Source organism: Hydrogenimonas urashimensis, from assembly GCF_016593255.1.
Classification (GTDB): domain Bacteria; phylum Campylobacterota; class Campylobacteria; order Campylobacterales; family Hydrogenimonadaceae; genus Hydrogenimonas; species Hydrogenimonas urashimensis.
Window position 1 is genome coordinate 1,413,299 of record NZ_AP023212.1, and the last position, 26,372, is coordinate 1,439,670.

Here is a 26,372-nt window from a genome sequence, read left to right on the forward strand (position 1 = left end):
GGCATCGGACGCGGCATCAGCGGGTTTCACAGAGCGTGCAGTTGACGAAGACATACTCCTCGTCGCGCTTGACGGAGGCGTCCGTACCGCCCAGCCCCAGCACCCTCCGCAGCGCGTCGTCGCTCATGCCTTCGACATCCTCCCGGGCGAAGATGCAGGTGCGGACGACGATCTCCTCCCACACCCACTCTTCGTAGACGCAGCGAAGCGAGCCCACTTCGATCTCCCGGCGGCTCAGCAACTTCGTTCCGGTATCGGATCTAAGATCCCTGAATTTTTCGCTCAGCTCCTCTATCGGTGTGATTTTCATGGTTCACTCCTCCTGACAATTTATCTTCATACCCTCATGATGCCGCTTTCACGCGCCAAGCGCCAGAGCATTTTTCATAGAAGAGGCCGGGAAGAAACGGCTACCTCTTTCGCGATCTGTCGAAATTTCGATAAAGTTCCATAAAAAAAGATGCAAAGGGAAGACGCATGAACCGGACATCCATCACCTGCCCCAACTGCGGCACCGAGATCGATATCAGCCAGAGTCTCTACGCCAAACTGGAGCACGAGGCGAAGGCGAAACTGCAAAAAGAGGTGGCGGAGCACCGCGCCCGATACAAAGAGGCGATGGAGCAGCTCAAGCAGAAAGAGGAGGCGATCAGGGCCCAGGAGGCGGCGTTTCAAAAAGAGCTGGAGCGCGCGACCCGCGAGCAGGTGGCCCAACAGCTCAAGCGCGAACGGCGGCAGCTCGAAGAGGAGCTCAAGACAAAAATCGCGGAGGAGCAGAAAGAGCAGATAGAGATGCTCAACAAGGAACTGGCCGAAAAGAGCGAGCAGGTCAAGGAGCTCAACCGGGCCAAGGCCCAGATCGAGCAGCTCAAGCGCGCCGGCGAGGAGGCCGTAGAAAAGGCGAAGCTCGAAGCGGAGAAGATGCTGAGCGAGCGGCTGGCGAAGGAGCGCGACAAGATCGCCAAAACCCTGGCCGAGCAGAGCGAACTGAAACTCAAAGAGAAGGAGAGCCAGCTCGAGCAGCTGCGGCGGCAGCTGGAGGAGGCGAAACGGAAGGCGGAGCAGGGAAGCCAGCAGATGCAAGGAGAAGTCCAGGAGCTCGCCATCGAAACGTGGCTGAGCGCGCACTTCCCTTTCGATACGATCGAGGAGATCAGAAAAGGGGTGCGGGGTGCCGATTGCCTGCAGATCGTCAACACCCGCGAAATCCCCAACTGCGGCACCATCTACTACGAGAGCAAACGCACGAAAGAGTTCCAGAAAAGCTGGATCGAAAAGTTCAAGGCCGACATCCGGGAAAAGGGGGCCGACATCGGCGTGCTGGTGACCGAGGCGCTTCCGAAAGGGATGGAGCGAATGGGGCTCGTGGAGGGCGTGTGGGTCTGCACCTACGAAGAGTTCAAAGCGCTTTCGGCCATTTTGCGGGAACAGATCATCCGCGTGGCTCTGACCGCGCAGTCGCAGGAGAACCGAAGCGACAAGATGAGCCTGCTCTACAGCTACCTCACCTCCAACGAGTTTCGGATGCAGATCGAAGCGATCGTGGAAGGGTTCACCCAGATGCAGGCGGATCTGGAGAGCGAAAAAAGGGCGATGATGCGGATCTGGAAGCAAAGAGAGAAGCAGATCGCCAAAGTCCTCGACAACACCACCGCCCTCTACGGCTCGATCCGGGGCATCGCCGGCAACGCCATCGGCCATATCCGGGCGCTGGAACTCCCCCATGCGGGGGAGGAGGAGGCCTAAACGTTTTTTTCACTACGCCCCCTTCTCTCTTTCGGCCCGCACGAACAGGTCGAATTTAAAAAAACGATCGTGGAAATATGCCCTTCTCCCCCGCCGCCGATTTCGCCACAATGGCATCAACGGAGCCAGGAAGGAAAAAGAATGAGAAGCAAGAGACCATCTTCCCGCACGGCCGCGCGGAGGTGCCGCCGGGGATCGGGGCAGCGGGCATGATGCCTTTTTCAAAGAGCCCAAAGCAGAGGATCTATCCGTTCGACGACGACACCGAAGAGGAATTTTCCATCGGGCTTAAAGCGCTCTATCGGCAACGGCACGACCTCTACCGCCGTCTCAAAGAGGGGAGTCTCTCCCGGGAGGGCTATCTGCTATCGATCGCCCCGCTCGATAGCGAAATCGACCGGCTGGAACTTTCGCTTCTTAGCGGTTGCGATGTTTTGAAAAAAGTATTCGGATCATCGTCTCGGAAGAGAGCATCGCGAAAAGATCGTTGCGGTAGGCGTTGATCGCCGTGTCGCCGTCTGTGTAGGTATCGGTATGTTCGAGCGGCATATTCTGGGCGATGCGGACCGTTTCGGGCATGGATGAGACGAAACCGACCTCTTCGATCTCGGACTGATGGGCGATGAGATGGGCATAGAGCCTGGCCGAAAGCAGCGTGCCTATCTGCTGGGTCAGGGAGAAAAAGGCGAGAAGATAGATGCAAGCGGGCTCCCCCGCCATGGCGAAATCCTCCTCTTTGAGCTCATTTTTGCGCTTTTTAAACCGCATGAGGGCATCGAAACTCTCCGGCTTCAGACGGAGCATGAAAAAGAACCCGAGAAAGGTGTCCTTGTAGGCGGCGGCGACGAAAAGATGGTCGGGATACGCCATCCAGCGCTTCAGGCGCTCAGCGGAAACGCGGGTATAGGGAGAGTTGGTTTCGTCGATCATCATGGCCGTCAGTTCGAGAATCTCGCCGGCACGGGGATGCCCCCGCAGAGACAGAAGCGAAAACCCCTTCGCGAAATCGACCGAAAGAGGTGTGTTTTGCACCATTCTCCTGGGATGTCCCAACATTCGGGAGACCTCTCCGCTGTAGGTCAACGTCTCGACATCGCGCTCTTTCATCGCGCCCCAACAGGGCAGCGGCTTGCCGCTTTTTGCCTGGAAGAAGCGTATCAACGCCGACATGCGCGCAACGGGAGGATGGGTGACTCCCCTCTCCCATTTGCTGATTGTCGTCATATCGACACCCTGAAAACGGTCGTCGTCGAAAAGATAGAGCGCTTCCGCAAGCCCCTCCTGCGTCAGCCCCAATCTCTCGCGACACTCTCTGATGTAATGACCATGCTGCATGACAACTCCATCGTTTCGATGCTATATTCTAATAAAAAAATCCCGGGGTCACAAATGCAAGGAGAGAAAAGCGAGAGAATGGATGGGTAAATAGGTCGAACGGGACAAAAGGTATGGTGTGGATAAGGATTCAATCCGATAGCACCCTGGATACTTCTGTCAAGTATTATTACGAAACCCACCAAAAACCACCTGGATGGACGTTAAACGACGACGTCCAAAAATGTACCAGCGACGACGTCCAAATTTGCATGATGCACTTCTTGAAATACCGAACAGCGTGATGAAATTGGTTTTTCAAAAGTCCTGTCATTGGCAAGAGACCCAAAAACACCGATCGGCAGATGCAAAATTCAAACGAGAAATCGGCATCGACAATCTCTTTTATATGAGGAATATTCTGGTATCCACCTTGACGGAAAACAATATCAGGCAATTGTCTTGAGAGGAATTCTCGGTCACAAGGACATAGGTTCAATCAACAAACGTCTATCAGCCAACCATTTCAAAAAAGCCAGAAAGGAAAACGAAAAGTTGGACCGTATCTTGAAACAAAAAGGGTGAATACATAACACGGGACCGTTAGAAATTTTGTGTCAACGTAGTGGAATGTTGGATTTATCAGGCCGATAAACAATTTCCAACGGTCCCCTTGTTTTCACATAAGAACATATCGCAATCGCGGTTTGTCGCTCGACCTTTCGATATGACGATTCATTCCCGGCTACTTCGTTGTTGGCATACGCGTTTGTTCATACCACACACTTCCGCCTTCATTCGAACATCTCTACGTCATTTCACTTAGATTGGCGGAACCAATACTTCATTCGAAATCGGATAGATCCCAACTCACTTCGAACAAATGAAAAATTTAAGAAAACCCTCCAAACCCAATACCGATACCGATTCTTCAATTTTTTCGTTCATCTCAATATTTTCCAAAGAAGAATTCCAGGCCGTCAGGAACGTGGAGCAAGAGCTTCCCTCGGCCAATTCTTTTTCGAAATCGAATACATCGATGGTTTCACCCAACTAGACAGTCCCGATTTTTTCCAAGTTTTGAAAAAAATGGATTCAGCATGATTGTCAGAACGGATAAATTATTTCCGATTTCGAAATCACCCGACAAGAATACGATGTCCATTTTCGGACTAAATGGATCGACGATTCGCCTCCATACAATGTGACAATGGATTTGTCGAACGTTCTTTCGAAATCCGCTTCGCGACTTTCGGAAAATAGATGAGGATGCGATCTCTAAAGACGAACCAAAAATTACCGAATCTTTCATTCTTTCGACAGTCGACTCCTTTACCATAAATGCGTCATCAAGCGATTCGAAATGCCATGTTTCTCATCCACATTCGATTTTCCGATCGTAAATCACGAGTCGTCCAATAATTTTTCTTCCAATCCCGAAACATCGTCTATCGAATCGTTCGGTACTTCCGCGAATCGTACGTCGGACTTCAACCAACGGACGACTTCTTCGATCGTTCGTTCCACTTTCCCGGTATCTTTCCCTTTCAACGAGCACTCCCATACGACGAGTACTCTCCATCCCATTTCGAGAAGTTTCTCGACGTTGCGGCGATCTCGTGCGACATTGTCCTCGAACTTCTTCGTCCAGAACTCGACACGGCTCTTCGGCATGGTGGCGTATTTGCACCCTTCGTGCCGATGCCAGAAACAACCGTGTACGAAAATCGCCGCCTTGTATTTCGGCAGTACGATATCCGGAGATCCCGGTAATTTCTTCACGTTGAGCCGGTATCGGAATCCTCTGGCGAACAGGGCTTTTCGCAGTTTCATCTCCGGTCCCGTCGCTTCGCGTCCGACTTTCGACATGATCTTCGATCGAGTGGCTCTGTCGACGGTATCCATCACTCCACTCTCTTTATCTTTTTCGTCGTCACCAGGGCTTCCAGGTGTTCGTGGAGTCTTTTCGGTACCTCTCCACCTTCGATCAGAACACCAAGCTCCATGTTCCGTTCCATCGCCGCACCTGTGAGATTGGCACTCGTGATGAACGCGTTTTTCCCATCGACCACGGCACCTTTGGCGTGAACCGAAGCGTTCTCTTCGTCCCACCAGTAGAATATGGCTCCGGGCAATTTCTCACGTAGGAGTCCGATCGAATCCATGGTCACTCTCCCACCATGAGCCTCCGTCGATTCCATCAGCAACTCGATCTTCACTCCCCGTTCCAGCGCTTTTCCGAGCGCCTGGACGATAGAATCCACGTCGTAAGCGACGTAGCTGACCAGAAAGAGAGAACTTCTCGCCCGCCCGACGATGTCGATCAGAACGCTTTTCGTGCTCCTCGTGGATACGAAAGGGGTTGTCGGTCCAGTCCACACCAGTGAGACTTTTTCACGGCTTCTTTCGTTTTCCAGAGTCATCGTGGCAGTACGCAACGCTTCGGCACAGAGGGAAGAATCCAGATCGGACGAACGTTCGCACATTTCGGCAAGCGTTTCCAGATCGTCGGTATTCATCCACCCACCCAATCGATTCACGATCGAAGGTAATTTCTCCATCGTCGAAATTCCATCGAGAAGCTTGGCCAGATATTCGCTTTTCTCCCTCCCGTATCTGGAGGCCAGTTCGACGAGAAAGGAGCGCAGCTCCGGATTCATCGTGAACTCTCGTCGAAGAACGCGGTGCCTTTCGTGGCGTAGGTCTCCACGACGAACGCCCGATCGACATGACGATTGCCTCTTTCGCAGGAAGTTTCGGAAACGAAGACACAGGCGTGGCATGCCGCTCCGTGGGTCGTCGCGTCCCTGTCCGGTTCATGCTCGGCGCAGAGAGGATCCGAAGCGCAGACTTTCGCTCTCTCGAGTGCCTGTCGAATGGTACGGCCCAGCGCTTCGGGTTCGGCCAGTTCGACGAGACCGCCAAGAGTACCGTCCGAATCCGGTGCGGCGGTGTAGATCAGTACACCGGCCATCCCCTCGTCGGCATAGATCCGTTCTCGCAGGCTGGCCGAATTGTATCCGCATTCGAGCGCCAGCTCGCGAATCAACAGATGGGCGAAGGTGTGGATCATGACGTAACGAGCCCCCGGATATCCGATGGAAGGATCCAGTCCACGTGCGTTACGCCACCCCACATGTCCTTTTCTCAACGATTCGTCTCGCTCACGGACGGCTGTCCTCTCTTCCCACCGTTTCACGGCCTCTTCGTCGAAACGGAGGAAAATCCCCTCACCGTGCACTTCCGAGACCGGAACCCATTCGGGGGCCGTGCGCGAGAGTGGCGCCGAGGGCGGACGCTCTTCCTCCTCCACCGCTTCGTCGAGCGCTTCGATACGCGTGAAACCCACGAGCGCGACCACCTCCCGTAGGCGTTTCAACTGGAGAACGCTTCGGAACTCACTTTCGAAACCTTTCGGAGGTCCCACCTCCTCCGCGAGGAAATGGGGCCAGTCCTTCGGCGGTTCGGAGCTCGTCAACACTTTCCATTCGGGCCTCTTCACGTCTTCCTCCTTCACGGAAGTCGTCTCGCCCTTTCGTTTCCTTTCGATCGCTTTCCACAGTTCTTCGAGATCGTATTTCTCGATTCCATGCAGTTTGTTGGCCTTCTTCAACGTCTTCAGCACCACCTTCAATTCCGCTTCGTCTTCCACGTCTTCGAAGTAATCCCAACCGTCCTCCACGAACTGATCCAGCGATTCTTCCAATGGAATGGCGAGTACGGAGACGGTGGTCGGAAACCAGGCGTTGGAGGCTCCCAGCAATATCGCTTTCGCCTCCTCCTCGCAATCTCCATCGAACATATGTAGATGTGGATGTCGCCCCCTACAAGCCGGTAGATTGTTCACTCCCGCCTTCCCGAAGGCCCGGGCCATCGATTTTTTCTTGCCGCACGTCTTGCATTCCACCCAGAGGTTCTCGGTCTGCAAGGAAGCGCCCGTTTCGTAGAATTTCAACACTCCTCGACAATCGGAAGGGCCGTCGTGAACGAACCAGTGCCAGGGAAAATCGTCGAGATGTCCCGCCCGACAGGCCAGCATGAAACGTGTGGGCACCGCGGGTGCCGGTCGTCCACGATTCTTATCGCAAGTCACGTGTTCGTAGTGAGTCGTGTCCGGTCTGTAGGGATTGGTTCTGACTTTGAACAGTCCCGAATCCACCGTGGCGAGAGTGCCGCACTTCACGCAACGGAGCCATCGAGGAAAGACGAGTACCGGAACTCCCACCTTAGCTTCGGCCGAGAAGGGATCGGCCTCCTCGTTCTCCGGTATGGGTGGGAGAAAGAGGTTTTTCACCTGTGGACCGAGCGTCCTGCGAACGATGGAGAGCAGGCGGGCCTCTTCGACCCGCTCGCATCGACCGACGTCCCAATGATCCAGTCCCATCGTCACCACCGAAAGGTTCGGTAGGTCGATCATCGCACCGGGACCGTAGGTCCAGAGCAGTTGGCTGGGGCGTATCGATCCCACCACGTATCTATCGGCCATCGTTCTCCCCTTTCCTTTCGCGTATTCTCCATGTCGGCATGTCGCTCTCCTGCAGCGTTCTCTCTTCCAAGACGAGTCTCACGCCGGGCTCCACCTCCCGCATCGAGGTGGGTACCGTGAAGATATCCCAGGGTTCGACACCTGGCCGCTTCAACAACGCGGCGACCTCTCCTTTCTTCCTTTTCACGTCGTAACCGAGTCTGCGGCCTTTCTCGTTCGCCTCCTTCGTCCATCGATCCACCCGTTCCTCCATCATACTTCTAGCCAGTTGACCGGCGGATACATCCTTCACTCTTTCCATCCGCGCGACGATCTCCTCTTCCACGGACACGATTCTGGAGTCCGACGGACTCTTCAGCTCGCCGGCCCCCTCGTTGGGGGCCAACTCTTCGTATCTCGTACGTGCCATGGACACCATCGTACCCGTCAGTCCCCTGTCCATCGCTCTCGGAGAGAAAGGGGTCACCGATTGGGCCTCGACGTGCTTGTAGAAGCAATCGTGGTAGTGTTCGAAGGTTTCGTAGTGCGAAAGGTCGCGGGGTCTAGCCCAGGTGAGAACGGTGTAGACTATCCCGGGATAGGAACGCCCCACACGGCTGGTGGCCTGGATGTATTCGGCGGTGTTCTTCGGTTGTCCGTTGACCACCATGAGACCGATGCGGTCCACGTCGACGCCGACCGAGAGCATGTTGGTCGCCAGGACGATGTCCACGGCCGATTCTTTCCCTTTTTTCACCACTTTCCACCCGTCGCCATCGGCTCGCTCCACGACGAACGGCTTTTCGAGCTCGTCCAGCATCTTCGGAATGTCCGCGCTGGCCACCCTCGACGTGAGCTCCACGATGGTGGAGGGATCCCTCTGTGCCAGATGGGGCCTTTCGATGTTTCGATCCATCCGGACCTTGTAGGAGCGTGTCCGTACGTCGTCTTCGGCTAGACGGCGCATCCCTCCCAGTTCCCTCAAGGAGTTGAAGTAACCCACCAGAGTCATGTACGGATCGGCCGCCTCTCCGAAACGCTCCGCCAGTTCCTGCGCCGCCGTCAGGAGCGCGACGTAGACACGGATCAGCATGGCCGGACGGGAACTTCCCGCGGAAAAAATCCCCACGTACTTCCGCCCGGGCACTTCGTTCGTAGGACGTTGGACGGAAAAGAAGTTGTCTTCGATATCGATACCCGACGGCGGGAAGATCGAAACCCGTCGGACGAAGACGTTCTTCACCTGCTCGTCGGCCTTTCGTACCGTCGCCGTGGAAGCGACGATCTTGGGACGCACGCGCTTTCCGTCGCACTCCCAGGAACACGCGTCGTCCACCGCCGTTTCGTAGAGTCCCACCATCGTACCGAGTGGGCCGGAAATCAGGTGGAACTCGTCCTGAATCACGAGATCGGGTGGACGGAGCGGATCGATGGGCCTGGCTTTCGTCGCCTCCGAACGGCCCTTTTTCCGGTGATCGCCGCAATGGAGAGAATCCGGGGCGATCAGACCGTGACGGGGGCACTCCATCGTCGCCTTTCCGAAAAGCGTTCTCACCTCCCCTTTCCACGCCATCTGGGCGAACTTGTCGACCGTGGCGATCAGCATGGATGGAGGCCGTCTATAGAGCTCTTCGTCGACCACGACGACGGGAACGCCGATTCCAGGCGATCTTCTTCTGGAAAAATCGCATTTTCCACGCGGATCTCCACAGTACAGTACGGTACGCGTACGATCCTTGTCGACCTCTATGTCCCGTCCCGGTGCGATCTCCGAGCCGCACCAGGGACAGCTCGACAGCTGGGTCGGAGAGGAGGCGGTGACCTTCTTGCCGTTTCGTATCTCCTCTATCGCCCTATGAGCCTCTTCCGTCGTGTTGGGTGTCACTTTCTGTCCGACCCACAACCCGATGCGAAAAGGTTCCTCGCCCCACTTTTCGGGATTCCTTCTCCTTTCCACCTCCATGGCGCATATCAAGGTGGTCGCCCGTTGGAACTGCTGGATCGTCAGGAGACGCAAGGTGTATCGCATGATCACCCCGAGCCCTCGCGTCGCGTCGTATCCATCCGCCTTTCCCTGTAGTCTACGTATCCCCATCGCGAAGGCGGCGACACCCAGATAGGCTTCGGTCTTTCCTCCCCCTGTCGGGAACCAGAGCAGATCGGCGTAGGCTTCCAACGGCGAAGTTCGGTCACGATGCGTGGGATCGGCGAGTGCGGGAACCGAAAGCAGCAGGAAGGCGAGCTGGAAGGCACGCCAGGATCGGTTACCCGGAACTCGTAGCGAGTCGAGATCCACCGCCTTTCCTCGTCGCCGTTTCAGGGTGTAGATACTGTGGATGCGCTGTTCCGCCATCGCTCGATTGGCGAAACGAAAGGCTTCGAGCGCTCTTTCGTCCTTTTTCAGCGTTTCGACCCCCTCCACGAGCCGCTCATGGATTTCCCGGCACCGATTCATCGAATCCCGTGCACTTCTCCTTCTCGATTCGGGCAACTCTTCGTCGATTCGCGCTTCGTTCTCTTCGATCCATCGTGCGTAGTCGTCGGTGAGCGTGCGTAACGCCGTTTCCAAAGCTTCCACTTCCATCGAAGCCAGACGCTCCATGTCGAGATGACCTTTTTCGACCATCTCCCTCATCGCGGGACGATCCCGGTCTCGCAGACCCGGTGTCTCCGTGACGGCTATTTCCTTTTCGGGCATCGTCACGGTCTCCACACGCATCGCTCGCTCCGAATTCCCTTCGGAGACTTCGGCGTGGACGGATACGCCGTGACCGATGGCGAATTCCACCCGCTTGCGGTAGAGTGTCTCCAACGTCTCCCGCTCCGGATCGTAGGCACTCTCTTCGAGCACGGGACGTCTGCGGAAGATCGCCTCCCCTTCGGGGTGCGAAACCGAGAGTTTCGGCTGGAAGACCCACGCGGCGTCGCGATTTTCCAATGGTTCCTGCTGAGTGTCGACCAGAAAGAGCGTCACGAGTCTGTCGCCGTTCTCCAGAGGCTGCGAGATCTTTCCCTGTATCACCACGCCTGGAGCCGTTGGATCGGGTTCCTTCGGTTCCACGATTCCTTCCTTCACGTCGAGAACGATCTTCCCTCCACAGGGTATCCTTTTCCAGCAACGCAACGGTTTTTCGTTCTCACCCACTTTCGTCTCGCTTTCGGTCCTCTCGTAGCGCCCCCATTCCGCTTCCACGGACAGCTGCCGTACGGCGGCATCCACACAGAATGTGAGTCCGAACGACGAGGGGACGAGCGACTGGTTGGAAGTGGTGTCGACCTCTTTCGTCGAGTCGTCCTCGTTCGACTCTTCCGCCGAATCCAGTTCCACCATCTCCGTCTGTTCCGGTTTCGCGTTCACCGGTGCGAGTTTACCCATCAGATAGCGCTCACGCACGCTCATGCCGATAATCTCTTCGTGCGGTCCCATGGCGGGTCCCAAAAGATCGTCCTGCACGGCGAGCTGCAGCAAGGACCGTATATACGCCCTCTCCATCGGATCTTTCCCTTCGATCGGCGGAATCTCTTCGAAAGAGACCCCACAAGCACGACGACACGCCTCTTCGAATCGATCGTGGCCCAGACGTCGGACGACGATATTTTCAGGTGACGATTCCAGTCCGAGTTCCGCCAGTGACATGAAAGAGTCCAGTCGATGGATCTTGTCGAAGTAGAAGGTCGTCTCTTTCGTGGTTTCACGGATACGATAGATGCGAGCGAAAGCGACGATGCCGTCGGTATCGTTCACGAGTAGGAAAGCATCACCTTCTTCGATATCGGGGAAGGAGATGCTTCCAGTGTGACGAAAGGTCACGTGGAATCTTTTCAGAATCGTATTTCGGGTGATTTTCAATATCCAAGCGGTGGTATTGTTCATAGGCATCATGTTGTTTCCTTTTCTTCGGTAGTGGGCAGACACAATTCCTTTACAACCAAATCTTTGATAATAGCATTCGCTTCTTCGTCGTATGCATCGAACTCGTAAGAACTTCTCAGAAAAGTATTGATGTCTTGATGAGTCTTGTGATAATCTTTCAAATAATCCTCAAGTACTTTCGGTATTGGCTGTCCACATGTCATCGACAACATCTCCAAAGACTCTATATCCATAATGTAAAAATCGCTCATTGTGACGGCAGTACGTACTTCTTTGACCAAGGATGCCATTACGAGATGAGGGATATCGTAATAAACCAATATTTTGACGATTTTTTTAGCTCGTTCCGTTTCGGTCAATCTGCATTTCACGAATCTTTCAATGTTCTTTTCCGACTTCGACACGTCGTCTTTCATTCTTTCCAAATGCGTCGGCTCCCTTTCCTTTAGTAGTCCCAGAGAAAAAGGTGTGCTTTTACATTCGATACAGAGTATGTAATCGTCGGTTTTGAACACGATATCCGGCTCGTCGTACTCGTTCTTGCCTACTTTGTATTTTTCGTTACCACCTATGAATCCATCCAAGTCGTTTTCTCTGTCGTATCGAAAAAAGAGATCACGAACGTAATCCTCGAATAGTGGTCCCGCATATCTCGATTTGAATTCGATATCCGCGAATTCTTCGGTCATCGTTCTATAGAAGCCCCTCAGCTTGAGATATTCTTTATATGCGGTGTAGGAAACCAAAGTATACGTTCCATTTTCGTTGTCGATCATTGGATAGAAATAAGAAACTTTTGGCAATCCTCTGTCGAACGCTTCACGTTGCTCCCATCCGTACCAAGATCCGTCCGGTGTTTGTCTCAATGAAAAATATCTCTTCCTGAACACCTCCCTCCTCAACGCTATCAGATTGAAAAAAGATTCGATCTCTTCCGAACTCACATCGATAGACTTGCAAAAATCGATAAAAGAATTCTTATCGATCGTTCCACTCATCTTTTCATCCTTCGAAAGAAAGGTGAAGAGTACCCAGGACAGAATGATGCTTTTTTTGAGTGATAGACCTTTTCTCTCTTCGAAAATTTCGTTTATTTCTTCGTTGATAGCATAAATTTTATGGAATCTCACAAAAGACGACATATATTTATCTTGCAATTCCATTTGTTCGTATATTATAGGTAGTATCAAATCAGCCAAAGGGTCGATTTTAGGAACACGATGTACGTGAATATCATTGAATGTATTGTAAAGTTTCGAAAAAAGCAATCTATCTGAATGTGAAACTTTCTGTCCCTCCACATTCGACCAATACTCGGTATCTATGAAAAGCCTTTTCCTCCCATGGGCATAGACGACATACATTTCCAGAATGTAACTCGAGAATATTATCGTCCGTAACCATCTCGTTTCGTCAGGGTCTTCGATCGTACCGGTTATTCGATCGATTTTCTTGAAAGGATCGATTCCCTTGTCACCCAATGCACCGAAACGATCGATAGCCAAAAAAACTCCATAGTTGTAAGGTTCATACGACAGTTCTCCAACAAAACGAATCAATTTTTTCAATTTGGACATCGTTTCTATATCTATACGAACGAATCCGGATCACTATCTTCCATTTTTTTCGTGACGACGGTGGTACCGTCGCAATCGGAGGTTTCTACGTAGTTGTCCTCATCCGATGCTTCTGTCACCTCTGTCAAAATCGTATCCGCTGCTGAATAGGTTTTTGTCCTCATATCGGTTTCGTAATTCGAAATATAAGGTTTTTTATACATCCTTCATTCCCCTTTCGTAAAGCTTGTCTTCATCGCTGATTTCGATTGTACGAGTAAGTGTAGTATCGTCCTTCGACAATTTCTTCTCCTCGTTGGACGACCTATTTTCATTGTCTTTCTCTTCATATTTGGATATATAGGGCTTTTTCATCGTATCTACCTCCATAAAAATTTGAATATCGTCAAAATCAAATACCAAAAAAACAATATTCTTATAAATTTTTCGGTATTCAATATAAAATTGGTGTCTTTCCAAGAATATTTTTGAAGTCGTAAAAATTTGGTGTACCAAAGATAGTACAAACCTTTTTCTTCGTTGTCGATTTCATCCCTGAACGTCGAATATTTCATCAATCTATAACCACCTACACCGATATAGGCCAGGAGTATGACCACGATATTGAGCAAATAAAGCATTATCAGTCCATATAGAAGATGTTCGATATCCAATCTGAGTCCATTGCCGTCGAAATTGTCAATTCTGCTAATATATACCGACATTATGGCGGCGACGATCGTTATATAGAAAGTCGCTTTGATGGAGGCGGTATTTCTTATTTCCGAGTAATATTGACAACGGGATTTCAAAAAATCGACATGTCGACCGATATCACCGTTTCTGACTTTACTCCAACTCTTGGAAAAATTTTTTTCGATATCCTTTTCCATTCGTTTTATCTCGGGATCGTTTATGTCTTCGATCAGCTTCAACACTTTGATGAAACTGAATCCATCCGTGTCTGAATATGAAAATAGATATATTTTATAAATACCGAAAGGAATATAGATCAATGAAATTCTAAGTGATTCCGTGAAGTTCATCACTTCATGAAAATATCTGTCCTGACTGATTTGTAGAATAGGAAGTTCCGATAAAAGAGAATCCAGGAAATTGAAAACAACCATGTTTCGATATTCGCACTTCAACCCTTTTGTCGTCATTGCAATTAAAGAAAGTAAAAAATATACGATCAGAAATTTATCAGGCATTCAGGTACTCCAGAATATGTTTGGATATATCGAGTGACAATTTTTTTTCCAACCATAACCATTGACCGTTTGGATTGCATTCCAAGAAACGATATTTACCTTTCGAAAAAATATAGTCGAAACATCCAAAACGCATGCCTATTTTTTTCAAGAATTTTTTACATTCTTTTTCGACATCATACGGAGTAGGTATCAATTCATATATGTTATTATGTTCGTTTTTCCTCCAGTCTGTCTTATCGGAAGCGATTATTTTTACAGTGTAGAATTTGTCGTCTATCACAGTGACTCTAAGTTCGTATTCCTTCTCTACATATTCTTGAAGATATATCGGAGAAAGTTCGATGTTTTCGATGGTGTCGGTAACGATTTTATTCGTTTGGACGATCGCATTTTCATTGAGCTTTCCCGTGGTAACGGGTTTCACGATCCAATCACCCCTCTCTATAGTCGATGTCGCGTATTCGGGATCGTTCGTTATCGAAGAGTTCGGAACGTCGAATCCAAGTTCCTTGGCTAAAAAAAGTTGATATATCTTGTTTTCGGTTCGTCTGAGGATGTATGGCTTCGTCAGCACTTTACCGACGAAGCTATCGACAAGACCTGACACGAATCCATATATTTCTTTGAGCATATATGAACGATACCTCTTGTCATATTCGTTCAGTTCCGGAAAAAAAATCTTTCTGAAATAGATCGAGGATATATCATTGAACAAATCGTTGGAACAAAAATTTTCGGACACGAATTTCACTTTTTGTGTACCACTTGTAGTGTCTATCGAAATCCCGTATTTGTCCATTCTATCTATATCGAATCTTACGAAACTGAAATCGTCCTCGTATTTTTCGATCATATAATCCACGGTTCCATCGAAAGAAGAAGCGACCACGAAAATCGGTTTTTTCAAAACAACCCTCCTGCGTCTCTTTTCACTCTCTTCCCGCCACCTTTCTTCCTGGCGGCTTCCTCTTCGACTTCCTTACGGTGGCGTTCTTCGTTGAGATCGAGGAGGCGTTTCAGGATCTCGAGGCGGGCTTTTTCGGAGACGGTGAAGCGGATCCGGTCCTTTTCGGGAAGGTATGGGACTTCGTGGAAACCGTGTTCCAGGTCGAGGTGTATCCAGCCGTAGGCCTCCTTGACCGCTTCGTCCATTTCGACATGGAGTCGGCGTAACTCTTCGATGTCGTGGTCCTTCACGGTGGGATCGTGGAAGAGGTTGTAGAGATCGGTCAAGCCGATCCAGCGGTCGAGCATGATCTTTCTTCTGTTTTCGTGGTAACGCTCGCCGATGGTTTCGAGTTTCGCGACGACGGGATCGTCGAAATCGACCTGTCGCCAATCGGGATGCAACGCTACCGGGAACGGGAAGGTTTCGAAACAATCGGAGGGGGTATAGCGAAGCCTCGTTTCAAGTGTCGAAGCGTTCTTCCACGTCCATTCGTTATGGAAAGCGGATTGGAGAAGGGCAAAGTAGGAAAACTTTTCATAAGCTATAACAACGACGGCATCTGAAAAAATAATAGTATTGGAAATTAGTGCGACAGTAAGCATTTTTGAAACACGAGGAATAATACAAACTTTTTTGAATGGTTCTTTTGGCCATTCTCCTGCTGGATGTTTCTCAAATAAATTTCCACGACCGATTGCATGAAACATTCTAGACCCATTATGTTCAAATTGCCACCATAATTTTCTAATAGATTCCGTGGTAATTCTCCAAGAACCATCTTCTTTTCTTTCTTCTCGAACAGGCTTCACTCGTTCCTCGACAATCGACAACACTATTGGATAGTTCTTGGCTTTATCCAGCGGCCAATCCCAAAAATTTATCACATATCTACTAGGTTGTTGGACTGGTGAGGAAGTGAAATCTCGTCCATTCATGAAAGGTTGAACGACAATTTCGTATTCATCATGTTCGTCAAGTATTCTTTCTCCTTCGATTTTGTCGAGAATAAAGCCTGTTCCTCGTGTAATACATCCTTGAAAAGTCCTATCGTGATTGTTTTTCAATTTAGTCGGAGTTCTATCGTCTTCATCCGTAAGAAAGCTATTGATTTTCGATACGTTGTTTTCATTTAATATAATCGAACCCTTCCATTCGTTGGACTTCATCAAATGAATTCGGCTCGTCACTACGGCGGCGTTGCCAGGCCATCGTTCATTCGGATAAGCTCTGACGATCAAAGCATCTTCTTTTTCAAGTAAATTTTTCAAGCCAACTTCTCGTGTGATACCTTCCGCGATGGTATTCGTAGCCAACAGACCAAATAGTCCTTCATGTTTCAACAATTCATACGCTCGCAAAAAGAAATAGGCGACAAGATCGGCTGCACCATCTTTTTTGGCGATATTTTCCACGAGATAATCTCGATAAGTTTTTCCAAACATGGAAGTTATTTTTCTTCCACCTAGAAACGGCGGATTGCCCACGATCGCGTCGAATCCGTCGGCATCGACGAAGACTTCGGGAAACTCCAACGCCCAGTGGAAAGGCTTTCTCGGTGGTGCTCCTTCGGGTAGGTCGATGGAGAGGTCGTTCTTCGCCGTGGCTTCGATTCGCGCCAGGGCATCGTGGTCGCCTTCGAGCGCTTCGGCCACCTCGGCGGAGAGCGCTTCGAGAGTGCGTACGAGATCTCTCGTCTTGCCGCCGGTTCTCAGAACTTCACCGACGAAAGCGTCGGCCACGGTCTTCAGAGCGGCGAGTCGACGTTCGGCTTCCGCGTCGATGCGCCCCATCTCCCGAACGTCTTCGATATCGCGGATCGCGATTTCGCGCAACGTCTTTCGCATGTTCAAGACCTCTCGCAGCTCCTTTCGTAGGATCGGAGCGAAGAGCGTGGGTCTGGCCCTATCGGGATCCATGGAGAACGTCTCCAGCTTCCGGATATCCTCCACGCCCAGGAGCGAATCCCCCACCTTGAAGGCATGGTCCAGGAAACCGAAAGGTCGGTCCTTGGCGAGTGTGACCAGCCAGATGGAGAGTTTCGCCAATTCCACAGCCATGGGATTCAGATCCACACCGTAGAGACATCGCTCGGCCACCAGTCGACGCGCCACGAGGAGTCGTTCGTCGATGTCGGACACCATGGGTTCCTCGTCCATAAGAGTCGCCTTCACCTCCCCGTCGATCGTCACGCGATACCCCTCGCGTTCCGCTTCGTTCCAGGCTTCCACCAGGCGTTCGGCCAGATAACGACAGACCTGCACCAGGAAGGCTCCCGATCCCATGGCCGGATCGCAGATCTTCAGGTCGAGGATCTCCCGTGCGGATCGAAGTCTCCACTCCTCTTTCGGTCTCCCTTCCGCGGGGCCTTCGTAGAGGACGGGCTCCAAGGTGGTGGCGACGACCGCTTCGGTGAGAGATTTCGGCGTGTAGTGGGCACCCGTGGCGGCACGATCGCCCCCGGGAACGACGGCGAAGGAACCGTCGCCGTATACCACGAATTCACCCCAGGCGTCCCGACGGAGCAGATGGGCGAAAGGAGCGACGCGATCGGCGAGTGCCGTGTCTCCATCACAGGCCTGGAGCACCTCGGAATACAACGTGTCGTCGACCTCTTCGGAGAGCTCCTTCTGCAACGCGGAGAGCGAACGTCCAGTGAGATCCTTCAACTTCTTCGCGGCGGTTTCGACACCCGTGTCCATCCACCTTTCGAGATCTTCGAGACCGACGGTGGGATCGTGTATCTTGCTGGAACCTTTCAGACCCAGCGTCGCTCCGTGGACTCGTCGGACGGTGTAGTCGAGCAGACCTTCGTAGACGTGGCCGATCTGTTCGACGTCGAGCCCCTTGTAGGAGAGTTTCGTCACTCCGCCCGAACGTTCGAGGATCTGGAGGGCGCGTAGGGCCAGAAGGACGGTCCGATTGTCGATGGGAAGGGGTTCGGCGTTCTCTTCCTTCCAACGGGATCCTTTCGATCTGCCTTCCAGAAAGGGAAAACGGTCCGGATCGAAGAGGGAACCACCCAGAGCCGGCATACGCATGCTCTCGTGCTCCACTCCATCGTAGACGGCACGAAAGAGCGCCAGCAGTCTCGACCATGCGTCGTAGCGGCGCTCCAACACCTCCGCGCCGTGACGGTCGCGTTCCTCCTCGAGTTTCGCCCGCAATCCCGAAACGGCGTAGTGCTGGTCGTAGAGGGGATCTCCCAGTGGCAGCAACGATCGTTCCTCGGCCGAAAGCAGGAAGACCAGGCGCATCATCACCGTCAAGGCCGCTTCGTAGAGCTCTTCGCTCTCCACATCCCGGAGCAGTTCCCGATTTCGGTCTTCGTCGGCGCGGTCGAGTGCCTGTACCAGCACCTCCACGGCACGACGGACCTGTTCGCCCAGAGTGACGGTGACCTCCTCCTGTCGTTCCAGGGTAGCGTCGATCATGGCCTCCAGACGTTCATCGTCGGGTCCGTAGAGACGGCGCACACCGAGTAGTGTCGTGAAGGCGCGAAGCGTGTCGGGTTCCTGGAACCAGAGTCTGGCGTACCAGGTAACGGTGGAGGCCACCGATCCAGCGGGTGCGTTCACCAACGTCCAACGCTCCCCGTTCGTGACGAGGCCGAATCGTACGCCGACGGCACGACAGAGCGCCGTCATACGCTCCACGGTGGTAGCGGGCCAGCCATCCTTTTCGGGAACCGAGTCCGGAGTCGACGAGGGTGGAAGGATACGAACGAGAAAGGATGGGATCTTCTCTCCTTCTTTCACTATCGCCATGTCGACGTGGAAACTCGCGTCGTAACCGGCCGGTTCGTAACGGTACGCCTTTTCGTTCACTTTCACGCACTCTCTCTCGTCGTAACCCAGAGCCTCCGAGAGTACCATGTCGATCCAGGCACGGTGCAGCGCGTCGAAGTCGGGATCGTCGCCGTAGAGTGCGTCCTCCCACTCGTCGAAGGCGATTCCCAGACGTTTTCGCAAGGAAGCGTCGACGGTTTCGAGTCCTTGCGGCAGAACCTCCCTCAATACCTCGACCGAGAGGAAAGGGCCCGATATCTCCAGAAGGGAGAGCCACTCGTAGTGTCTCACGTCGCGACTCATCGCCCACCCCCTTCGTAGATTTCGGCGGGAACCAGGAACGTCACGGCGACGGGGAAGGTGCGGTGGCGCCGGTCGGCGTATCTTCTTTCGATCGTTTCGATCTCCTTCTTCTTCTCTTCAGGGATGCGTTTCAGACGTCTTTCGAGAGCCCGCTCGTCCTTGACGAACTGTGCCCGCTCCTCTTCGGCGAAGTCGAAGAGCAGCTGTGTCGGTTTCTTCATCTCCTCCAGTTCACGGCGTATCGTCTCCTCGAGTTCGTCGAAGATTTTCGTCACGTCTCGAATTTCTCCGTCCCTGCGGCGATCGAGGGCGTTGTGAAGATGTTCCAGGCGCTCCTTGGAGCGCGCTTCGGCGGCACGCAGGATGGCCTCGCCGTGGCGGTCGTATCTTCTCTTCAGAATATCGGCGAGTACGGGGTCGGGCGAGATCGGTACGGCGACGTCCAACCATTCTTCCATGGTTCCCAACGTCCGTATACGGGCGTGGGCGTTCTCTCGCAGATACCCGCCGGAGAGAACGATCTCTTCGTGGAGAGTCGCGAAATCCCCTCCCGTCACCACGAGGCGCGAACGCAGGATGGCGACGATCTCCTCAAGCCCTTTCACGGCGCGGACATCGGCTCTGTGGAGCTTCCCCACGTCTTCGGGACTCCAGAGCTCCTCGCGCAACAGGCGCAACGACATCTGGACGAGCTTGTGCTCGAGATGGACGAGCACCACGTCTTCACGTCCTTTGGCGACCTCGTAGTCGAACGTGACGGGGCGGAGTTCGTGGGTGAAAGGATGGTGCAGTCCTTCCAAGGCCTTGGACCACGAACCGGACAGTGGTGGAACACGATAGAGGCTTCCCTCCGGATATCCTTCCATGGAGACCGGCTCCAAAGGGGGTTTTCCCGCCAGTTCGAGAGCGAGAGAGACGGCGCGACGCACGTACTCCGGCGAGAGGTGGTAGTCTCTTCTCGTCTCCACGAGTTTCGCGTGGAGCTTCGCGATACGTTCCTTCGTCGCCCGTTCGGTGGCGAGTATCCGTCTGGCCTTCTCGGCCTTCTCTTCCGCCCGTTTCGTGTCGAGTTCGCGACGGCGACCGAGCATCGCCTCTTCGATCTGTTTCGCCACCACGGAGCCGACGCTACCGAGATCCTCCCGAATCGCGTTCACCTTCATGGCGGCTCGCATCAGGAATTCCATGTCGCCGGCGAGCGAGGAGAATTTCCCGCCCGAAGCGCTCTCTCGTTCGTAATCCTTGCCGACGGGATGCCAGACGACGACTTCGGAAGCCTTCTGTCCATGCCGGTCTATACGGCCGTTGCGCTGTTCCATGACGTTGGGGTTCCAAGGAATTTCCACGTGAACGAGGTAGTGGCAGTGGTTCTGCAGGTCGATGCCTTCGGAAGCGGCGTCGGTGGCGAGAAGAATCCTTACCGGAGAGATGGCCGGATCGGTCTGGAAGGCAGCTTTGATCTCCTCGCGCTCGTCGCTGGGCGTACCACCGTGCAGGATGGCGAGGCGCTTTCCACCGTATCCGTGGGAAACGAGGATCTCCTGCAACCAGTTCTGAGTGGCGCGGTATTCGGTGAAGAGAACGACCCGCTCGTCGTTCCATTCGCCATGATCCTTCAGATGGTTTTCGAGCCAGGATAGAATCGCTTCGGCTTTGGAATCGGCACGACCCTCGGCGATGGAAACCCAGGAGAGGAGCTCTTGCAACATTCCCTTCTCTTCGTCGTCGAGAGGCACGGTCGCTTCGCTCGCCAGCTCCACCGCTTCGTCGAGCGCCTCTTCGTGACGTCCTTCGTCGGCGTATTCCTCCGCGGCTTCGGCGATCGCCTTGTGGAGGATCTTCTCGTCGACCACCGTCTTTCGTCTCTCTCTCACGCCCTTCAGGACCCGATCCGCGTATTTTCGAAGGGTCGTCGCGAAGGCCCGTGGTGAGGAGAAGAGACGTTTCTTGAGAAGTTTGAGCACGAAAGTTTCGCCGAAGGCCCAACGCGTTCCCTCGGAGCGTGCGATACGTGAAAGGGTGTAGCGTCGCAACGTTTCGTGCGCTTTCAATTCCTCCTCGTCGTAGTCTATTTCGAGCGCTTTCAGGATACGCCGGGGATAGAGAGGCTTACCTTCGGCGTCGACGAGATCGCTCTTGAGACGGCGTACCATCACCTTTTCGAGGGTTTTTCCATCGGGAACGACGTTGCGCGCGAAGCGGCGATCGTCGAGCAGTTCCAGAAGGGAGGTGAAGGATTCGGTGTAACCGTTGTGCGGCGTCGCACTGAGGAAGAGTCGATGCTCGAAGTGAGGCGAGAGCAGACGCATCGCCTTCGTACGCAGACTTTCGATGGCGTATCTTCCCGTACCGGAGGGAGCGACGTTGTGAGCTTCGTCGACGATCAACACGTCGAAGCGTCTGGGGTAGGTGACGTGAGGAGGTAGTACGTCACGGAGGGTGCGAAGACCTTCGCCGGTCTTGATCCAGTCCATGGAGACGATCAGGCGCGGAAAGGAGGTCCAGGGGTTGGCGGTGACGCCTCTTTCCCTTCTGAGCCCGCGGATATAGTCGGTATCGACGATCCGGAATTCGAGGCCGAATTTCTCCCACATCTCCGTCTTCCACTTTATCTGAAGGGACGCCGGACAGACCACCAGTACGCTACGTGCACGGTGACGCACGAGAAGTTCCTGCACGACGAGTCCGGCTTCGATGGTCTTTCCCAGTCCGACATCGTCCGCGATCAGAAGAGTGACACGGGACATGTCGATGGAGCGCACCAGTGGATCGAGTTGGTAGTCCTCGATGGCGATACCACTCCTGAAGGGAGCCTGGAGAAAGTTTCGATCGGCGTTGGTGACGGCACCCCATCCGACCGCGTCGAGGAAAGTTTCCAGTCTTTCGGTATCGTCGAAACCCGTGAGTTTCGGAAGACTCGCCCTTTCGAGAACGCGTGCGCCCGGTTCGATCTGCCAGATCACCTGTAGCTCCTCTCCGAGGGAGTCTTCGTCGATGGAAGCGAGTGTGACCAGATGCTGGTTCGCCATCGCCGAACCCTCGATCGCGGATACGATCCATCGCCGTCTACGTACTTCCACCAATTGACCGGGTTCGGGAAGCCTCCCGATCGATAGACGATCCTCGGGTGTCCTCATGCCACGTTCTTTCCATGTGTATGTCGTCGAACGTGTTCCACGAGACTCGCACCGATCGCTTCGGCGAGCGTCACGGGAACGGCGTTCCCGATCATCCTGCCTATCGTCTTCATATGGATGGGAGCATCGGGCGGAACGAATTCGTAATCGGGCGGAAATCCTTGGAATATCGCTCCTTCCCGCAGGGAGATGGCTCTATCCTGCTCCGGGTGGCCGAAACGGCCGTTGCCGTATCCGTAGAACTGAGTGGTCATCGTGGGTGCCGGTTCGTCCCACGTCATTCGAGCGTAGACTCCCGGATAGGTCTTGCCGGAAGATTTTCTGTGACATTCGGCCACGAGATGCGGGGGCCAATCGCGCCAGGTACCACCGGGCTTCGAATGACGGATGCGTTCCTCGTTGAGAGGGGACAGAGCGGAGCAGCGATGCAGGGGATCGTTCGGGTCGGCTTCTCCATGTCGTAGAGGCGGGAGCTCCGCGATGGCGTCACGAACGGTTCTGGTCGTCGTTCCGAGCCATTCGGGAGAGAGCATTTCGATCTCCCCGATTCTAGAAGCGAGAAGAACGAGACGTTTTCGACGCTGAGGCAAACCGTACACGGATGCGTCCACGACGTCGCACCAGACGCGATAACCGTTTTTCTTCAATTTCTCGACGAAATCGTCGAACACGTCCCGATCCTTCAGTCCCGGGACGTTCTCCATCGTGACCAGTTCGGGATTCACCTCTTCGACGAGTCGTCCGAATTCCGACAACAACCACCAACGACGATCGGTCGGACAGGCCTTCTGGTTGTACGTCGAGAAAGTCTGGCAAGGTGCACAACCGGCCAACAGACGTGTCGAACCCCCGCCATAACGTTCCAGCAGTTCCTCTCCAGTCACCTCGTCCACGGACTTCACGAGAAAATCGGCCTCGTTGTTCTTCACGTAGGCATACTCGCAAGCGCGGTCCACGTCCACCCCGAGTCGTACGCGGATCCCAGCACGCTTCAATCCGTGGGTCAATCCTCCCACCCCACAGAACAGGTCTATCGCTTCGATTTTCACTCATCTTCTCCAATCGATTGATGTATTTTATTCTATCCAAAAACCGTTCAGAAAAAGAGAAGAGGATCCTATGAATATGGAGTTGATGAAAACGGCAAACGGCAAATGGTTTTCGAATGGGCGCAGTCTATGACAAGACCCCTCCCTTTCTGCACACCTAAGCCGCTAAACGAAATACCTCTACAGGTGTTTTTTATCGCAGCGCCGAATGTTTGCGTTTGTGGTTGTAGAAGTCGATCCAGTCTCCGATGATTTTGGTGGCCTCCTTGAGCGATTTGAAGTTGTGATGCCAGATGCACTCCTCTTTGATGGTGCGGAAGAAACGCTCGATCATGCCGTTTTGTCCTCGGCTCCGCCTGCGGGGCTGTCGCCTTCGGCTCGGACGCTCTGGGATGTAGGGCGTGATGAACTCCTGGGAAAGATTGTAATCTTTGACCGTTTTGGCGAACGACTTGCTGGTGAAGACCAATCCGTTGTCGCTTCGCAAGGTGATCTCTCTTTCCACCCTTTTGAGTCTGCCGAAACGGTAGATGAGCCCCTCCTGCAGTGCCGCCTCCGCCGTCTTGGCTTTGCCGCTTTTTGAGAGCCTCCAGCCCACAATCTCTCGGGTACAGGTATCGATGACGGCGGCCAGGGTGCTCCAGCCATCCTTTTGGCTCCATACGCGGGTCATGTCGATGGCCCATCTTCGATCGGGAATCTGTGAGCGTGAGGGCATCGCCTTGGCCCTTGGCCTATGGCCTTTGGAACGTTTTCGCACCTGCCAGCCTTTGAGCCGCAGAATGCGCTGGACCACCTTTTTGTTCATTCCCACCAGCAGGGCCAGGCGCCGGTAGCCGTAGGTCGGAAACTCGTTTATTTTCTCCTTGACTTTTCTGACGCGCTCTTCATCCAGTTTCGGCGTTCTTTGGATGGGCTTGTAATAGAAACTCCTACGAGGAATGTCGAACAGACGACAGAGCTTCGTGATGCTGATCGGATGGCCTTCATTTCTCATTTCGCTCTGAACTCGCATCACTTCTTCTCTTCCCCTACAGAAAAGTCGTACTTTTTTCTCGAAGAGAGTGATTCGCTGCGCGAACCGCTTCGCTTCACAAGAAAGCGATGTTCTCCAACGTCAGCTCTCCCATGACCTCTTTCATCGCTTTGATCTTCTCTTCGTACACTGCGGCGATATCTTTCGGTCTGGCCCGCAACTGGTTCTCCATCCCCGCTCGGGCCTCCTCCATCCACTCTTCAATGGTGGCGGGTGTCAGATCATACTTGCGCGACACTTCGGCCACGGTCGTCTTGCCCTAGAATATATCCATCACGATATCCATTTTCTTTTTGGCCGTAAAGCGTTTGATCTGTGGTTGCTGTTCTTCCAACTTTTTGCTCCTGTATTTCCTGTATTATACATTGTGCAGTTGGGCTGGGGGTCAGTATAAAAACTCATTTGATACCGCATACGCGAGGGAGTTCGGGAGATGGCTCAATCCGGGTTGTTCAGCCAAGAAGTAAGTATATTATCGTTTATGTTTATTATAAATTATAATTAATCTCACTTTAAGAGAGTTTCTTTACCGTTCATCAAAAACAAAAGGAAATCGAATGCGGATCAATCTCAAAACCAAAAGGCGTCATGCCATTGCGTCGACAAGGCTCCTCCCGAAAACGGCATATCGCTTTCTTCATAGAAAAGTTGTCTCCTGCAAATATCCGTGAAGCGGAATCTCTCAGGGACAAGACATTCCCCAATCCCGACAATGGGGAAGAACAACTGCTCAGGGCAAGCCTCGAGGCCGTAAAATATTCCAATGTTCTTCTTCGAAACGATGTAGAAACTTTGTCTTACCGGGTCGCAAAGGACCAAAGCAGCTTCAACGTAATCGGATTGACAGGTCTTTATACGGAGATCGGGGACGATCCTGACAACTGCTGGCTGGGGTGGTTTTGCGTGCAGGAAAGGTTCAGGGGTTTTGGCATCGGCAAAAAACTGCTCGATTTCTCCATCGAAATGGCAGGGAAAATGGGGAAAAAATGGTTGCATGTATATACATATGATTCAAACACATTTCGTCCCGCGATCAATCTGTACAGGAAACACGGTTTCGAAATGTATAATGAATCGAAAGCAGGCGGTAATAGAATATATTTGAAAAGAAAAATCGACAAAGGAGATTTCAAACGCACAAACGAAATAACATAGACAAAAAGACGACTTTCGACAAAAAACCTTTAGTAGTCGCCAATTAAAATTTTGAAGTGGTGCGGACGAGAGGACTTGAACCTCCACACCTTGCGGCACCAGATCCTAAGTCTGGCGTGTCTACCAATTCCACCACGTCCGCGGTTGTATTGAAATATCAATGAAGTGGTACGCCCATCAGGATTCGAACCTGAGACCTACGGCTTAGCTTACCATCTACAGTTTTCACTGCCCCGTTTACGGGTTTGTGGTCTGGACCATCTCTTCACCATCTCAGGTGTTGCACGTATGGCCTCTACGGAACTCTGCGATAATCTTCAAGCAGTTTTACTCCCGCTTTCTGATTATTTCTCGGTGCTTCTACCCTCAAGGTGACAGATCTGTTGAATCGCTTTGGATCAAAATAGTAACATCGATCCATCTGAGGCACATAGATACAATAAATATCTATCTCTTCTTTATTGACCGAATTCTCATGAATACCATGCCTGTCCGCCCATGAAGAACGGAAATGTATGGTAACCGATCCTCTGCTGTCAACAGCTCTATATTTGACCTGTACCCTCTTGAATTGACCCTCTTTGTATATACAAAGATCGAATGGGGCATGTTCCGTTTGGGGCAGCAGGATCATATAACCCTGCTCAAACAGGTCGACTTGAGCCTTCAAAACACCTAAGTCGCCTTTGGTTTTGGTATGGTGCATACTACACAACCTTTTGCGACTACAGATTTCCTCGGGGTTGCCATCAGCACGATCTGTTAAGGGTTCCCCGATACAGTGCA

18 protein-coding genes, 1 tRNA gene and 1 pseudogene are annotated in these 26,372 nt (G+C 52.7%); 4 read left to right on the top strand and 16 right to left on the bottom strand.

Going from position 1 to position 26,372, the window contains the following annotated elements; all coding sequences use genetic code 11:
- Window positions 1–16 precede the first annotated feature (16 nt).
- Window positions 17–310: a hypothetical protein gene (locus tag JMG82_RS07250; RefSeq protein WP_201352056.1), complete on the bottom strand. Its 294-nt coding sequence runs from the start codon at window positions 308–310 to the stop codon at window positions 17–19.
- 167 nt (window positions 311–477) lie between these two features.
- Here JMG82_RS07250 and JMG82_RS07255 point away from each other — a divergent pair, with 167 nt between their 5' ends.
- Both JMG82_RS07255 and JMG82_RS07260 read left to right on the top strand, forming a co-directional pair.
- A complete protein-coding gene (locus JMG82_RS07255) occupies window positions 478–1,746 on the top strand; it encodes a DUF2130 domain-containing protein (RefSeq protein WP_201352057.1) in 1,269 nt (422 codons plus the stop codon).
- A 77-nt stretch (window positions 1,747–1,823) separates the two neighbouring features.
- Window positions 1,824–2,249 carry a hypothetical protein gene (locus tag JMG82_RS07260; protein ID WP_201352058.1) on the top strand — a complete coding sequence of 142 codons (426 nt, stop codon included), beginning with the start codon at window positions 1,824–1,826 and terminating at the stop codon, window positions 2,247–2,249.
- Here JMG82_RS07260 and JMG82_RS07265 read toward each other — a convergent pair.
- From JMG82_RS07265 to JMG82_RS07295, 7 genes are all read right to left on the bottom strand, one after another.
- The gene (locus JMG82_RS07265; protein ID WP_201352059.1) at window positions 2,164–3,081 is read right to left on the bottom strand and encodes a helix-turn-helix domain-containing protein; all 918 of its coding nucleotides are present in this window, start codon (window positions 3,079–3,081) and stop codon (window positions 2,164–2,166) included. The two genes, JMG82_RS07260 and JMG82_RS07265, sit on opposite strands and share 86 nt — an antisense overlap.
- Window positions 3,082–4,464: 1,383 nt before the next feature.
- On the bottom strand, window positions 4,465–4,965 hold the full coding sequence (locus JMG82_RS07270) for a very short patch repair endonuclease (protein WP_201354271.1): 501 nt from the start codon (window positions 4,963–4,965) through the stop codon (window positions 4,465–4,467).
- Window positions 4,965–5,720 (bottom strand): DISARM system phospholipase D-like protein DrmC, encoded by a 756-nt coding sequence (gene drmC, locus JMG82_RS07275; protein WP_201352060.1) that lies wholly within the window; start codon window positions 5,718–5,720, stop codon window positions 4,965–4,967. Before drmC ends, JMG82_RS07270 begins: the two co-directional genes overlap by 1 nt.
- Window positions 5,717–7,546, bottom strand: coding sequence for a DUF1998 domain-containing protein (gene drmB / locus JMG82_RS07280; RefSeq protein ID WP_201352061.1), 1,830 nt, complete (start codon window positions 7,544–7,546; stop codon window positions 5,717–5,719). Before drmB ends, drmC begins: the two co-directional genes overlap by 4 nt.
- Window positions 7,536–11,408: a DISARM system helicase DrmA gene (gene drmA / locus JMG82_RS07285; RefSeq protein ID WP_201352062.1), complete on the bottom strand. Its 3,873-nt coding sequence runs from the start codon at window positions 11,406–11,408 to the stop codon at window positions 7,536–7,538. Before drmA ends, drmB begins: the two co-directional genes overlap by 11 nt.
- Window positions 11,405–12,904: a hypothetical protein gene (locus tag JMG82_RS07290; RefSeq protein WP_201352063.1), complete on the bottom strand. Its 1,500-nt coding sequence runs from the start codon at window positions 12,902–12,904 to the stop codon at window positions 11,405–11,407. The genes drmA and JMG82_RS07290 overlap by 4 nt, the downstream gene beginning before the upstream one ends.
- 83 nt (window positions 12,905–12,987) lie before the next feature.
- Window positions 12,988–13,179: a hypothetical protein gene (locus JMG82_RS07295; protein ID WP_201352064.1), complete on the bottom strand. Its 192-nt coding sequence runs from the start codon at window positions 13,177–13,179 to the stop codon at window positions 12,988–12,990.
- 435 nt (window positions 13,180–13,614) lie between these two features.
- On the opposite strand from JMG82_RS07295, the gene JMG82_RS07300 reads away from it, so the two are divergent.
- Window positions 13,615–13,923 (top strand): hypothetical protein, encoded by a 309-nt coding sequence (locus JMG82_RS07300; protein WP_201352065.1) that lies wholly within the window; start codon window positions 13,615–13,617, stop codon window positions 13,921–13,923.
- A gap of 238 nt (window positions 13,924–14,161) precedes the next feature.
- Here JMG82_RS07300 and JMG82_RS07305 read toward each other — a convergent pair whose 3' ends face one another.
- The 6 genes and pseudogenes from JMG82_RS07305 to JMG82_RS07330 form a co-directional block, all read right to left on the bottom strand.
- Window positions 14,162–15,079 carry an MvdC/MvdD family ATP grasp protein gene (locus JMG82_RS07305; RefSeq protein ID WP_201352066.1) on the bottom strand — a complete coding sequence of 306 codons (918 nt, stop codon included), beginning with the start codon at window positions 15,077–15,079 and terminating at the stop codon, window positions 14,162–14,164.
- On the bottom strand, window positions 15,076–19,209 hold the full coding sequence (locus tag JMG82_RS07310; RefSeq protein WP_201352067.1) for an Eco57I restriction-modification methylase domain-containing protein: 4,134 nt from the start codon (window positions 19,207–19,209) through the stop codon (window positions 15,076–15,078). Before JMG82_RS07310 ends, JMG82_RS07305 begins: the two co-directional genes overlap by 4 nt.
- Window positions 19,206–22,346 carry a DISARM system SNF2-like helicase DrmD gene (gene drmD, locus JMG82_RS07315; RefSeq protein ID WP_201352068.1) on the bottom strand — a complete coding sequence of 1,047 codons (3,141 nt, stop codon included), beginning with the start codon at window positions 22,344–22,346 and terminating at the stop codon, window positions 19,206–19,208. The genes JMG82_RS07310 and drmD overlap by 4 nt, the downstream gene beginning before the upstream one ends.
- Window positions 22,343–23,395: a DNA cytosine methyltransferase gene (locus tag JMG82_RS07320; protein WP_201352069.1), complete on the bottom strand. Its 1,053-nt coding sequence runs from the start codon at window positions 23,393–23,395 to the stop codon at window positions 22,343–22,345. The genes drmD and JMG82_RS07320 overlap by 4 nt, the downstream gene beginning before the upstream one ends.
- Before the next feature lie 193 nt (window positions 23,396–23,588).
- Window positions 23,589–24,476 (bottom strand): annotated as a pseudogene (locus tag JMG82_RS07325) (IS3 family transposase); the annotation flags it as partial.
- Between the two features lie 10 nt (window positions 24,477–24,486).
- Window positions 24,487–24,669, bottom strand: a complete 183-nt coding sequence (locus JMG82_RS07330) for a hypothetical protein (protein WP_236579113.1) — start codon at window positions 24,667–24,669, stop codon at window positions 24,487–24,489.
- Window positions 24,670–25,019: 350 nt separating this feature from the next.
- Between JMG82_RS07330 and JMG82_RS07335 the strand changes: the two genes are divergently transcribed.
- A complete protein-coding gene (locus tag JMG82_RS07335; protein WP_201352070.1) occupies window positions 25,020–25,586 on the top strand; it encodes a GNAT family N-acetyltransferase in 567 nt (188 codons plus the stop codon).
- Window positions 25,587–25,643: 57 nt separating this feature from the next.
- On the opposite strand, the gene JMG82_RS07340 is transcribed toward JMG82_RS07335, so the two are convergent.
- Window positions 25,644–25,728, bottom strand: a tRNA-Leu gene (locus JMG82_RS07340).
- A 153-nt stretch (window positions 25,729–25,881) separates the two neighbouring features.
- Window positions 25,882–26,292 (bottom strand): group I intron-associated PD-(D/E)XK endonuclease, encoded by a 411-nt coding sequence (locus JMG82_RS07345; protein WP_201352071.1) that lies wholly within the window; start codon window positions 26,290–26,292, stop codon window positions 25,882–25,884.
- Window positions 26,293–26,372: the final 80 nt, after the last annotated feature.